Annotated in this window: 12 protein-coding genes; 11 read left to right on the top strand and 1 reads right to left on the bottom strand. The window is 26.1% G+C overall.

From position 1 onward, the window contains the following. The 10 genes from I2E83_RS14010 to I2E83_RS13965 all read left to right on the top strand — a co-directional run bounded on the left by I2E83_RS14010 (position 1) and on the right by I2E83_RS13965 (position 9,566). Positions 1-681 carry an ABC transporter ATP-binding protein gene (locus I2E83_RS14010; RefSeq protein WP_195430536.1) on the top strand — a complete coding sequence of 227 codons (681 nt, stop codon included), beginning with the start codon at positions 1-3 and terminating at the stop codon, positions 679-681. Next, entirely contained in the window at positions 671-1,879 is a 1,209-nt protein-coding gene (locus I2E83_RS14005) for an FtsX-like permease family protein (protein WP_195430534.1), read from the top strand. The genes I2E83_RS14010 and I2E83_RS14005 overlap by 11 nt, the downstream gene beginning before the upstream one ends. 164 nt (positions 1,880-2,043) lie before the next feature. Next, positions 2,044-3,195 carry an MFS transporter gene (locus tag I2E83_RS14000; RefSeq protein WP_195430531.1) on the top strand — a complete coding sequence of 384 codons (1,152 nt, stop codon included), beginning with the start codon at positions 2,044-2,046 and terminating at the stop codon, positions 3,193-3,195. A 394-nt stretch (positions 3,196-3,589) separates the two neighbouring features. Continuing rightward, positions 3,590-5,479 (top strand): endonuclease MutS2, encoded by a 1,890-nt coding sequence (locus I2E83_RS13995; protein ID WP_195430529.1) that lies wholly within the window; start codon positions 3,590-3,592, stop codon positions 5,477-5,479. Between the two features lie 200 nt (positions 5,480-5,679). Continuing rightward, the gene (locus tag I2E83_RS13990; protein WP_195263493.1) at positions 5,680-6,468 is read left to right on the top strand and encodes a 5'-methylthioadenosine/adenosylhomocysteine nucleosidase; all 789 of its coding nucleotides are present in this window, start codon (positions 5,680-5,682) and stop codon (positions 6,466-6,468) included. 240 nt (positions 6,469-6,708) lie between these two features. Continuing rightward, positions 6,709-7,497: an EcsC family protein gene (locus tag I2E83_RS13985; RefSeq protein WP_111927926.1), complete on the top strand. Its 789-nt coding sequence runs from the start codon at positions 6,709-6,711 to the stop codon at positions 7,495-7,497. 86 nt (positions 7,498-7,583) lie between these two features. After that, on the top strand, positions 7,584-8,033 hold the full coding sequence (locus I2E83_RS13980) for a GNAT family N-acetyltransferase (RefSeq protein WP_111927925.1): 450 nt from the start codon (positions 7,584-7,586) through the stop codon (positions 8,031-8,033). Positions 8,034-8,059: 26 nt separating this feature from the next. Further along, the gene (locus I2E83_RS13975; protein ID WP_243249647.1) at positions 8,060-8,443 is read left to right on the top strand and encodes a VOC family protein; all 384 of its coding nucleotides are present in this window, start codon (positions 8,060-8,062) and stop codon (positions 8,441-8,443) included. Positions 8,444-8,457: 14 nt separating this feature from the next. Next, on the top strand, positions 8,458-8,985 hold the full coding sequence (locus tag I2E83_RS13970) for an N-acetyltransferase (protein ID WP_195430527.1): 528 nt from the start codon (positions 8,458-8,460) through the stop codon (positions 8,983-8,985). A gap of 23 nt (positions 8,986-9,008) precedes the next feature. Beyond that, on the top strand, positions 9,009-9,566 hold the full coding sequence (locus tag I2E83_RS13965; protein ID WP_195430524.1) for a hypothetical protein: 558 nt from the start codon (positions 9,009-9,011) through the stop codon (positions 9,564-9,566). A 282-nt stretch (positions 9,567-9,848) separates the two neighbouring features. On the opposite strand, the gene cplR is transcribed toward I2E83_RS13965, so the two are convergent. Continuing rightward, entirely contained in the window at positions 9,849-11,498 is a 1,650-nt protein-coding gene (gene cplR / locus I2E83_RS13960; RefSeq protein WP_195430522.1) for an ABC-F type ribosomal protection protein CplR, read from the bottom strand. A 363-nt stretch (positions 11,499-11,861) separates the two neighbouring features. Here cplR and I2E83_RS13955 point away from each other — a divergent pair, with 363 nt between their 5' ends. Next, positions 11,862-13,814, top strand: coding sequence for a TetM/TetW/TetO/TetS family tetracycline resistance ribosomal protection protein (locus tag I2E83_RS13955; protein ID WP_195430520.1), 1,953 nt, complete (start codon positions 11,862-11,864; stop codon positions 13,812-13,814). The last annotated feature ends 4 nt before the right edge of the window (positions 13,815-13,818 follow it).

Genomic DNA, 13,818 nt, shown 5'->3' with positions numbered 1-13,818 from the left:
ATGATAAAACTGAAGGGTATAAATAAGTATTATTCTTCAGGAGAAGAAAAACTACATGCATTAAAAGATGTAGATTTAGATGTAGCTAAAGGTGAATTTCTAGCTATAATGGGTCCCTCTGGATCAGGTAAATCTACAATGATAAAAATATTAGGCTTATTAGATAAAGAATTTGAAGGAAGCTATTTTCTTGATGAAAAAGAAGTAAAAACTCTAAATGATGATTTACTTAGTAATTTAAGAAATGAAAAAATAGGTTTTGTCTTTCAAGACTTTAATTTAATTGACAGATTAACCATTAAGGAAAATATAGAGCTTCCTATGTTATATATGGGAAGAGGAATTAAAGAAACTAAAGATAAAGTAAAAGAGCTTTTAGAAAAAGTAAAATTACTAGATAAGATTGATAAATATCCAAAACAATTATCAGGAGGACAACAACAGAGAATATCGATAGTTAGATCATTAGTAAACAATCCAGATATAATAATTGCTGATGAGCCTACAGGTGCCCTTGATAGTAAAACTTCAGAAGAAATAATTGGAATATTTAATGAATTGAATAATGAGGGAATAACTATTATTTTAATCACTCATGATATAAATGTTGCTAAAAAAGCAAAAAGAATAGTGAAGATCTTTGATGGACAACTTAAGGAGGTAGATAATAATGAAATTTAGAGTTTTAGTTTTTGCCGCCTTAAGAAATTTAAATAGAAATAAGAAAAGATCAATTCTTACAATGATAGGAATAATTATTGGTATTGCATCTGTTATTACAATAGTGGCACTAGGACAAGGATATAAAAATAAGACCATTAAGGAATTTACAGGAGAAACAGATGGGGCCGTAGTTCTTATGGCAAGCTTTAGCCCAGAAACTTTTACAGAAGAAGTTTCAAGTATGGAGTTTTTTAATAATAAACATAAAGATGCAGTTAAGGGAGTAGATTCAGTAGAATCAGTAGAATTTCAGTATAGTAGTAATTCTTTTGGTGAATATATGCAAATGGATATTAGAGGGAAAGTAGTTAATGCTTTAGTTAAGCCTGTAGAAGAGTTTGATATAGCAGAAGATGCTTTTGGCAGAAACCTAACTTCAAATGATAATCTTCTTAAAAATAGAGTTATATTTGCTTCAGAACAAACATTAAAAAGTAACTTTGATAATGTAGAGGAATTAGTAGGTGGAATAGCAACTATAAATGGAATATCTTTTGAAATAGTAGGCATAAAAAAAGCTCCAGCAGAGGAAGAATTGAATTTATTTAATATGGAAGGTGACGTAAAAATTCCTAAGGAAACTTATGATAAATATTTTGCTGGAATTAAAAAAGTAGAAGGATTAAAAATCACTCTAAAAAAAGATAGTGATGTAAAAGCCAGTATAAAAGAAATAGAAAATACTTTGAATTCAATCGAGGGAAATATAATTAAGGGAAAATATGAAATAATAGATACAAGTGGGATAGTGAATTTACTTGGGGGAGTACTTAATACTATAACCATGTTCATTGCATCAGTTGCAGGAATTTCTTTATTTATAGCAGGAATAGGGCTTATGAATATGATGTATACATCAGTTTCAGAAAGAATAAGAGAAATTGGAATAAAAAGAGCACTTGGAGCAAGGAAAAGAGATATTAGAAGAGAATTCTTAATTGAAGGTATAGTAATTACTATGGTTGGTGGATTAGTAGGGTATATACTTGGAATGATTATTGCAAACATAATATCTATGTACTTTAAATTAGTAATTACTCCAAGTTTATTTACAAGTTTATTAGCAATAGGAATATCAATTATAATAGGACTTGCATCAAGTTTTATTCCAGCAAGAAAGGCAGCAAATGCAAATACCGTAGATATACTAAAATAGAAAGTGGTTAATTCACTTTCTATTTTTTTAAATTAAACCATATAATATATTTATAACTATTTGGAGGTACTATTTATGTTTAGACCAATTTAACTTAATTTCTAAATTCATTTTTAACCTTTTTATAAAGGTTTATTTGTTATGTTTTTAGGAGGAAAGTTAAATTGAATATTAAAAGAAATATATATTTAATGAATCTTATAGTATTTTTACAAGGGTTCGTATTTTATGCTCCAATAGCTACAGTACTTAGAGAAAATAGAGGACTATCATTATCGCAAATTTTCTTAATAGAATCTATTTCTATGGTTTTAATAGTAGTATTAGAAATGCCTTGGGGAATTTTTGCAGATAAATTTGGGTATAAAAATACATTAATAATATCAAATTTTATATTCTTTATATCTAAAATTATATTTTTTAAAGCAAATTCATTTGTAATGTTTTTATTTGAAAGGGTATTACTATCTATAGCAATATCAGGTTTATCAGGATGTGATTATAGCTTAATATATTTATCAATTAATGATGAAGAAAATAGTGAGAAGATATTTGCTAGATATGAATGGTTCTCAACCATAGGTTTTTTAATTGGATCAATAATATCAACTTATATAGTTAATATATCAATGGACTTAGCTGCTTATTATACTATAATTCCGTATGGAGTAGCCTTTCTAATGTCTTTATTTATAGTTGATATAAAAACTGAAATTGTTAAAAAAGAAAGTATAAAAGATAATTTCAAGTTTGTAATTAGTAATAAGTCAATGATAATATTTATAGTTGGAACTTCTTTAATTAGCGAAGTAGTTCAAAGTATAACTGTCTTTTTAAATCAAGGGCAATATATTAAAAGTGGAATAGATATTAAATATTTTGGTGTTTTATTAGTAGCAATTCAAGTTATGAAATTAATATCACTAAAGTCTTATAAATTAAGTAATATACTTGGACAAAAGAAATCAATAGTATTTTTAATAATAGTGATATTAGTAAATTCATTTATATTGATAATTGTAGACAGTCCAGTATTGAGTTTTTTATGTATAGCATTAATTGCTATTAGTATGGCAGTAATGGAACCAATGATTATTGATATAAAAAATAAATCAATAATTTCTAAAAATAGAGCAACTATTTTATCTATATATTCTATGATAGGAAGTATTATATCAGCATCCATTAACCCAGTTATAGGATTTGCATCAAATTCATCATTAGAAAATGGATTAACTATTTGTAGTTTAATTGCTATGACTTCAATAGTTTTAGTGGGATATTATATAAAAACTCAGGATAATGAATACAAATAATTAATTTTGTATTGACCAAAATTAATTTGTATCATATATTATATTTAGATAGATTTTAAAATAAAGAGAGGTATTTTTGTGAGTGTTTAGTATCTAAAATAGTAATTGAATATTAATTCTAAAAAATAGGGTGGTATACCTTTATTTGTTGTGGAATTAATAGAACTATAATAGATACAAGTCCACGAATATACTTTTTGGGTGTTTTATATACCTTTATTAGTGTTGAATTTAAAGCTGTGGAAGTATCCATAGCTTTTTTATTTGTATAAAATAATTTGTTAATTTAATTTGTTAATTTAATTATATGACTTATAGAAGTATGAGAAAATATATTATTTAAAATCTATCTAGAGTTCGTAGACTTGTAAATAATACAAGGAAGGTTTTTAATATGAATAAAAGTACACTAGAAAAATTACATTATTATAAATTAAAGGAAATTATTAAGGGGTATTGCGTTAGTGGTTTAGGTAAAGCCTTAATTGATAAGCTTGAACCTAGCGATAATATAAAGATTGTAGAACAAAGACTTGAGGAAACATCAGAAGGACGAAGGTTATTAGATGCATCTTATCATATACCATTAGAAGGGATTTTTGATGTAGTACCACTTATTGAAAAGATTGATAAAGGGGCATCATTAGATCCAAATGAATTAGTAATGATATCTAACTTTTTAAGAGGATGCAGAAAAGTAAAATTATTTATAAAAGATAAAGAAGGGTATGCTAGGACATTAAGCTCATATGGAGAAAATATTACAGATTTAAGTTATATAGAGGAAGAAATAAATAATTCAATTAAAGGCAGTATTGTTGATTCAAATGCTAGCAAAGAGCTTAAGAAAATAAGAAGGCATATTGATATTTGTGAAGGTAAAATAAAGGAAAGACTTGAAAAGTTCTTAAAGAATAGTGCTAATAGAGAGTATATTCAGGAAAGCTTTATAAGTCAAAGGAATGGAAGATATACTATACCAATAAAGGCAGCATTTAAAAATCAAGTTCAAGGGACTATAATTGAAACTTCAACTAAGGGTTCAACTGTATTTATAGAACCAAATGTGATAACAAAGTACACAACAGAACTTGCAACATTAAAGATAGAAGAAAGTATTGAAGAGTATAGGATTTTATCTACAATTACTGAAATGATCTACGAAAGAATGAGAGATTTGAAAATAAATATTGAAGTAATATCAGAGTATGACATGATTTGGGCAAAAGCTAAATATAGTCGTGAAATAAATGGAATTAAGCCTAAAATAAATAACCATGGATATATAAAGATATTAAAAGGAAAGTATCCCTTAATTAAGGATGGAGTACCATTAGACTTTGAAATTGGAGAAGATTACAGAAGCTTAATAATTACTGGACCCAATGCTGGTGGAAAAACAGTTGTGTTAAAAACAGTAGGACTCTTAACTTTAGCAACGCAATCAGGATTTCATATAGGAGCAAAGGAAGGAACTGAAATGTCTTTATTTAATAAGATATTTGTAGATATTGGAGATGATCAAAGTGTAGAAAATGCCTTAAGTACATTTTCATCTCATGTTAAGAATCTAGCACAAATTTTAAAAGAAAGTAATAAATCTACTTTATTATTATTTGATGAAATAGGTAGTGGAACAGAACCAAATGAAGGAGCAGCACTTGCAATTGCTATATTAGAAGAATGTTATCATAAAGGGTGCATAACAGTTGCATCAACACATTATGGGGAAATAAAAAATTTCTCGAAGGAACACCCTGATTTTGAAAACGCAGCAATGGAATTTAAGAAAGATACACTTGAACCACTGTATAAGCTTTCAATAGGAAAATCAGGAGATAGTAATGCTTTATATATTTCAAAAAAGATGGGTATAGATGATAATATTATTGAAAGAGCAAGAAAATATATAGACTCTAAAGAATATAACTATAACCTAGTTAAAGAAAGTAAAATTTCTAAAAAGAAAACTCAAAAGAGTACAATTGAATATAATTCATATTCAATTGGAGATAAAGTTAGACTTTTAGATAATAATAAAGAAGCAATAGTATATAAAGAAATGGATGAACTAAACAATATAATAGTTTTGTGTGATGGTGAATTTATTGAAGTCAATTATAAAAGATTAAATCTAGAAATAAAGGCTGAAGACCTTTATCCAGAAGGATATGACTTAAATCAATTATTTGTAAGTTATAAAGAAAGAAAGCTTGAAAGAGATATTGAAAGAGGATCTAAAAAGGCTTTAAAGAAGATAAGAAAAGAGCATTTTATAAAATAAAATTAAGAGGATGTCTGAAGCATCCTCTTTTGTTTTGGAGATTAAACTTTTGATTGTTATAAATATATTCAAAAAAGATATAGATAAATAATATAAATAGTATTGAATAAGTAGTGAAATTGTGTTATATATAATTTATACGAATTATATAAAATATTTAAAAAATAATATTCGATATATAACGAAAGGATGAAGAGGAAATGAAGAAAATATCAACATTGATGATTATGGTTTTGGTTATGGCAATATCAGTATTAGGTGGATGTAGTGCTGGAAATAAAAGTGGAAATGATAAAGTATTAGGTGTAATTGGCGCTATGGAAGAAGAAGTTGAGATATTAAAAGGTAAAATGGATATAAAAGAAACCGTAGAAGTTGCAGGTATGGAATTTTATAGAGGTACATTACAAGGTAAAAATATAGTTTTAGTGCGTTCAGGAGTTGGAAAAGTGAATATGGCTACATGCACACAAATATTAGCAGATAAATTTAATGTAACAGCACTTGTAAACTCAGGAGTTGCAGGTACACTTGATACAGAGTTAAATCAAGGAGACATAGTTATTTCAACAGATGCTGTACAGCATGATTTTGATACTACAGTATTTGGAGATCCACTTGGTGAAATATCAAGATTAGGAATTACTTTTTTTGAAGCTGATAAGGATATGATTGAAATAGCTAAAAAAGCATCAGAAAATGTTTCAGGTATTCATATAAAAGAAGGAAGAATAGCATCAGGAGATCAATTTGTAGCTGGTGGAGCTATAGCTGATAGAATAAAAGAAAATTTTGGAGAAGTATCAGCTGTTGAGATGGAAGGAGCTTCAATGGCTCAAGTTGCATATTTAAATAATATACCGTTTGTTATACTTAGATCAATATCAGATAAGGCAGATGGTGGTGCAGATTTATCATATGAAGAATTTTTACCTATAGCAGCTAAAAATGCGAGCGCTTTAGTTGAAGAATTTATAAAAATTTACTAATTAAAAATTATATATGTAGTTTATGTGAAACTCTCATTTTAATATTAAAATGAGAGTTTTTTAATACATAAAAGTATATATATAAATTTTACTTAGTTTTATGAATTGAAATAGAGTGAAAATTTATATATCTATAATTTTTTATTGTTTAAGTTATTATAATAAATATTCTATAATCCTATTAAAAAGGTATATAATAAAAATAAGATTATTAAATATCTTAAAGGACAGTGATTAATAGTGAAAAAAATAATAAATAGAGAATTAAATAAATTAAATAAAAAAGAAAATAAACTGCTTAATAAAAGAGAAAATAAATTTATTAAAAATAAAGTAGCACCAATTTCAGATAAGATTGAAGAAAAAATACCACAAAAGTTGAAAGATACATTAGAAAGTGCCTTTTATAATGGATTTAAATTAGTGTTAGAAAAGGGAAGTAAGTATATAGAAAAGTTATATAATAAAGATAAAATTCAATTAGAACATGATGTGAATAATTATTCATTAGATAAAAAAGTTACTAGAAAAAGCATAAAGATAATGGATTCTCAAGGAAAGAAAAGTAAGATTATAAACTCTACCATATCTACAATAGAGGGAGCAGGTCTTGGAGTGTTGGGTATAGGATTGCCTGATATACCATTATTTATTGCAATGATATTAAAGACAGTTTATGAAATTGCACTAAGTTATGGGTTTAATTATGAAAGTGAAGAAGAAAAGATATATATATTAAACTTAATAAATGTTGCTTTAACAAATAGTAAAGAAAAAGTACTTTATAATGAAAAATTAAATGAAGTTGAATATAAAATAGATTCTAATATAGTGATAAATAGAGATTTAAACTTAGAAATTAGAAGTACATCACAAGTATTGTCAGAAAGTTTGTTAATGGCCAAATTTATTCAGGGATTACCTATTGTTGGAGTTTTAGGAAGTATAACTAATTATCAAGTCATTAATAAAGTTAGCAAATATGCAAGGATTAGATACAAAAAAAGATATTTAAATAAAAAGCTATAGACTATAATAGTATTTAAACATAGTATTATTTTAATTAGATAAGATAATTAATATTAAAACTATAGCAAAATACTTGAGGTAAGATTATGAAGTTAGTTATAAAAGAAATCAATAATAAAAATTATAATGAAGCATTAAGTTTAAAAGTTAAAAAGGGTCAAGAAGATTTTATTGAAACTGTTGAGGAATGTCTAAATGAAGCAAAGCAAATACCTTTATGGAGGCCTGTAGGTATATATAACTATAATCAAATTATAGGATTTGCTATGTATGGACTATGGGAAAATGAGGGGACCTATGGGAGAGTATGGTTAGATAGATTTATGATAGGAGATGAGTTTCAAGGAAGAGGATATGGAAGTGAAAGCTTAAAACTTATATTAAATAGAATTTATAATGAATATAACCGTAATGAGATATATTTAAGTATTTATGAAAACAATGATTTAGCAACTAAGATGTATGAGAAACTTGGATTTCAATTTAATGGTGAATTAGATATAAATGGTGAGAAAATAATGAAATTAGAAGTATAATAAATATATGATAGGGAGATGAATTAATGATGAATATTAAGTTTGTCACAATTACAGTGAAAAATTTAAAAGAATCAATAAAATTTTATGAGGATGTATTAAATTTGAAAATTGCACGAGAATTTTCACCAATGGAAGGAACTAATATAGCATTCCTTAAAGGAGAAAGTTCAGCAATGATAGAATTAATAGAATATGAAAATAAATCTATAAAAGATGAAGTTAATCATTCAAAAGTGTCTATAGGATTTGAGGTTACAGATTTAGATAATACAATAAAAGAATTAGAAGAAAAAAATATAAAAATTATTAGAGGGCCTATTAATACTCCTGGTGGAGAAAGATTTATATTTATAGAAGATCCAAATGGAGTAGAAATAGAGATAATAGAAGGATTTAATATTAACTAAGTGAGGATTTTTTTATGATAATTATAAGACAAGAAGTAAATAAAGATTATAAAGAAGTAGAAAATGTAATTGAAGAAAGCTTTAAAAGTGCAGAATTTACAGATAATGATGAGCATAACTTAGTTAAAAGGCTAAGAAACAGCAATGAATTTATAAAAGAGTTATCTTTATTAGCTGAAATTAACAATAAAATTGTTGGCCACATTCTTTTAACTAAAGCTTTGATAAAAAGTGAAAATAAAGATGTAGAAACTCTTGCACTTGCACCTCTAGCAGTATTGCCAAAGCATCAAAAGAATGGTATAGGCAAGAAGCTTGTGAATGAAGCTATAGAAAAATCAAAAAAGTTAGGGTATAAATCAATAGTAGTATTAGGACATGAACATTATTATCCTAAGTTCGGATTTAAAAAAGCAAGTAATTATGGAATTAAGGCTCCTTTTGATGTTCCAGATGAAGCTTATATGGTTTTGGAATTAATTCCTAATGCACTTAATGAAGTTAATGGTGTAGTAGAGTATTCAAAAGCATTTTTGATTTAAGTTAAAAAATAATGGAGATATGTATGAACACAGAATTATTATGTGAAATTTCAGATGGATTAAATAAAATAGGATGTGCTTGGGGCATTGGAGGCTCAGTCTTATTAAAGTATCATGGATTAATAGAAAAACCAAATGACATAGATATTTTAATTAATTCAAAAGATTGTGAAAAAGTAATTGAATTTATGAATACAATAGGAAATAAAGTAGAATTGTACTCAAAAGATTCATTTAAAACGGAAAATTTCTTTGGATATAATGTAGATGGAGTTATGGTAGAGTTTATGGGTAATTTTAAAATAAATTTACAAGGCAATAAAATATATGAATTTATTTTAGATGATAAATCAATTGTCGATAATTTAATATTAGAAGATAGTAAAATAAATTTTACTTCTTTGGAAGATTGGTTTGTAGCATATTTAGCAATGAATGACCCAAAGAAAAGAGTTCCTTTAATAAAAGAGTATTTTAAACATAATGGATTAAAACATAAGGATTTATTACAAAGAAATTTAGAAATGAATCTATCAGAGGATATTAATTTATCAATAAAAGAGATTTTGTTACCACATTAATGAATTTTCTAGTTAAATATAAATTAAATTTGCTATAGGAGAGTTTTATTACAATTTTTAAAGTTATAGGCATCATATGTTATATTATAGTTCTTTATATGTGTCAGGGTTAGCATTGTTTGGTATTGTAGTTTATTTTAATCTTTAATATTATTATAGAAACATTAATGGAATTAAAAAAGATGACTTCTTCTCAATATAGAAATCATCTTTTAAATTAGTCTATTATTTTTAATAAACTATCATTAATAAGGTGGAGAGGTTATTATTTATCTACCTTTTTTATTGATTTCTTAGTTCCTTAAGCTGCTTTAATAATTCTAAATATTGATTTTCTAATGGAGCCTTTTTATTTGGATCATTTTCAAAGGATAATAAAGAAATAACTTCTGAAAGCTTATTTTCTAATATTAATATATTTTCTTTAAGAATCTTTTCGTCCTTATCAATCTTAGGTTTAGATTTAAAATTAATATATTCATCGTAACTACCATCAAATTGAATAATTTTATTATTATCTATTTCTAATATATAATCACAAATATTTGAAATAAATTTTCTATCATGAGATACTATTAAAAGAGTTTTATTAGTATTTTTCAAAGCATTTTCAAGAGATTGCATGCATTTAATATCTAAATAGTTTGTTGGTTCATCAAGAATTATTATATTATTGTCTGAAAGTAAAAGCTTACAAATAGCAACTCTTACTTTTTCACCGCCACTTAAATATGAAACTTTTTTAAATACAGTATCTCCCTTAAAGCCAAAGCCATCTAAATTTGTTCTTATAAAACTTTCTTTGAAAGAAGAGTCAATTTTAATATTATCTAATATTGTTTTATCTGGATCTAGTATATCTTGAGATTGATCCAAATATCCAATAACAGCATTTTTAGAAACTTTTATATTTTCATTATTGTTATTGATAATTTCTTTTAGTAAAGTACTTTTACCACATCCATTTTGACCAATTAAAGCTACTTTTCTACCTTTTTTTATTTTGAAAGTAGATTCATTTAATAGAACTCTATCTCCAATAGTAATATTTAAGTTCTTTGCTTCAATAGGATTTTTAGAAGTAAGTTCTAAATTTTCAATAACATCAATTCTTATATCTTTATCTTCTTTAGGTTTTTCTTTTACATCTAATTGATCAATTCTAGTCCTAATAGCTTTTATATTATTTTCTAATTTCTTTTTACCTTTTTGACCACCCATTTTATGAAGCCTAGCTTCTGAATTACCCATCCTTTTAGGTGTTCTTCTAATACCATCTCTTATATTTTCTTTTGATACTATAGCTTCTTCAAGTCTTCTTTTTTCAGTAATATATTGATTATATTCTGTATTTTCTCTTGCTTTTTCTGCTTTTTTAAGTTCGATATACTTAGAGTAATTTCCATTGTAGATATTTAGTTTTCCATCTTTAATTTCAACAATAGTATTACATAAAGAATCTAATAGATTTCTATCATGTGAAACCAAAAGAAGAGCTCCAGAATAATTTTTTAGCATATCTTCAAGAACTTCAATGCTATTACTATCTAAATTAGAAGTTGGTTCATCAGCAATAATTAGTTTTTTATTTTCACTTAAAGCATTAGCAATTTTCATTTTGACTTTTTCTCCTCCAGAAAGATAATCTTTATATTCAGTAGGAGCATTAAAAACACTTTTTACTTTATTAAATGAACAATCATTTAGGCTATTTCCAAATTGACTAATATAAGAGTAACTTGAAGTTAAATAAGATGTTCCTTCATCAGAAGGTTCATCACCAATTAAAATTTTTAAAAGAGTAGTTTTACCAGCGCCATTATCGCCAACTAATCCTATTTTATCTCCATCTAGTATTTCAAATTTGTCTATATCTAATATTAATTTATCACCATAATACTTTTTGATTTTATTTAATAATGCTAATTGCATAAAAAAATCCCTCCTTAAAATGTAGGAGAGAGTATACGACTTTATAGAAGGGTAACACAAATAAACCTTAAGCCAGTAATCCACTCTCCGTAAATTTTTACACAACAAAAAAAGACTCATTAATGTCATAATTTTATTGTGAATTAAAAATTCTAAAAGTAGATTACATTCTCATGTTTGAAATTACCTTTCCCTTTCTTAAATTTTGTTTTCATTTTTCATTATAGCACTATTTAAAATTATTTCAAATGTTTCTATGATATAATTAATAATAAATAATATATATGTTTCAATTTATAAATATAATTAATATAAATGTAGACTTTATTACAACTTATTTATCAGTTAAGAAAAGGTGATAGAATGAAAAAGACAATAGGAATTCTTGCTCATGTAGATGCTGGCAAAACTACATTTTCAGAGCAAGTACTTTATCATACAAAGAGCATAAGAAATAGAGGGAGAGTAGATCATAAAAATTCATTTTTAGATACACATGATATTGAAAAAGAAAGAGGAATTACAGTATTTTCAGAACAAGCTACATTTCAAATTGGAAATTCAACTTATTATCTTATAGATACCCCGGGACATATTGATTTTTCAGCAGAAATGGAAAGAGCATTAGGTATATTAGATTATGCAATTTTATTAATTAGTGGAGTAGAAGGAATTCAAGGACATACAGAGACTATTTGGAATTTGCTAAGAAAATATAACATTCCAACATTCATTTTTATAAATAAGATGGATAGAACAGGGGCTGACTTAGAAAGAGTACTTGAAGAAGTTAATGAAAATTTGGCTAATGATATATGCCATATAGATTCTATTCATGGAATGAGTGAAGAATTAATAGAATTTATTTCTGAGAGAAATGAAGATCTTTTAGAAAGATATTTTAATGGTGATTATGAGGAAGAAATTTGGATTAATGAGTTAAAAAAACTTATAAAAGAAAATAAAGTGTTTCCATGTTTAAGTGGAAGTGCCCTTCAAGATGAAGGAATAGATAACTTTTTGAATATATTTAATGAGCTTACTTATACAAATTATGATGAAGAGGAAGAATTTTCAGGAAGAGTTCATAAGATAAGATACGATAATAATGGAACTAGAATTACTTTTATAAAAGCTATTAGTGGTAATCTTAAAGTAAGGGATGAAATTACTTATGGAATGTTAGATGAAGAAATAACTGAAAAGATAAGTAGCATAAGACTTTATAATGGCAATAAGTTTTCTACTGTTGAAAAAATATCTGCTGGGGATGTGTTTGCAGTAACAGGAATCACTAAGGCTATGCCAGGAGAAGATATAGGGAAAAATAGGGGGAATATAAAGTTTAATATGATTCCAACATTAACATCTAAGATTATTTTTGATAAGTCTTATAACGTAAAAGAAGTTTTGGGATATTTTAGAATATTAGAAAATGAGGATTCAGCATTAAATGTTATTTGGAATGAAACACATCAAGAAATTCAAGTTTCAATTATGGGTAAAATTCAGCTTGAAGTACTTAAAGAAGTTGCATTAAATAGATTTAATTTAAAAATAGAATTTGGACCTTGTGAAATTATGTATAAGGAAACTATAGATAATAAGACATATGGATATGGACATTTTGAGCCATTAAAGCACTATGCTGAAGTTCATTTAAAAATAGAGCCAAATAAAAGAGGAGAAGGAATAACCTTTGAAAATAAGTGTCATGCTGATGATTTAACTACAGGAAATCAAAACTTAATTAAAACACATATCTTTGAAAGAAATCATCATGGACTTTTAACAGGCTCGCCAATTACAGATATAAAAATTACTTTACTAACTGGTAGAGCACATAATAAGCATACTGAAGGTGGAGATTTTAGAGAAGCTACTTTTAGAGCAATGAGGCAAGGATTAGAAAAGGCTAATAATATACTTCTTGAACCATTTTATAAATTTAAAATAGACATAGAGCTTGATTATATGGGGAAGGTTATATCTGATATTCAAAGGCTAAATGGGAGCTTTGATCCTCCAGAAACAAAATTAAATAAAGTTTCTATAACAGGAAGAGGACCAGTAGCTACATTTATGGATTATAGCTCGGAAATACTTACATTTACTAAAGGAAAAGGCAGTATTAGCTTAATATTTGATGGATATGATGTATGTCATAATACAGAAGAAGCAATTGAGAAAATAGGATACGATAAAAATGCAGATATAGAATATTCATCAAGTTCTATTTTTTGTTCAAAGGGACAGGGGTTTGTAGTTCCTTGGGATAATGTCGAAGAATATATTCATTGTGAAATAAAAGAATAAAAGG

This window comes from Clostridium sp. D46t1_190503_E9 (genome assembly GCF_015555225.1).
Classification (GTDB): Bacteria; Bacillota; Clostridia; order Clostridiales; family Clostridiaceae; genus Clostridium.
The sequence above is the reverse complement of the archived record's forward strand: the minus strand, read 5'-3'. Positions and strand labels throughout refer to the sequence as shown.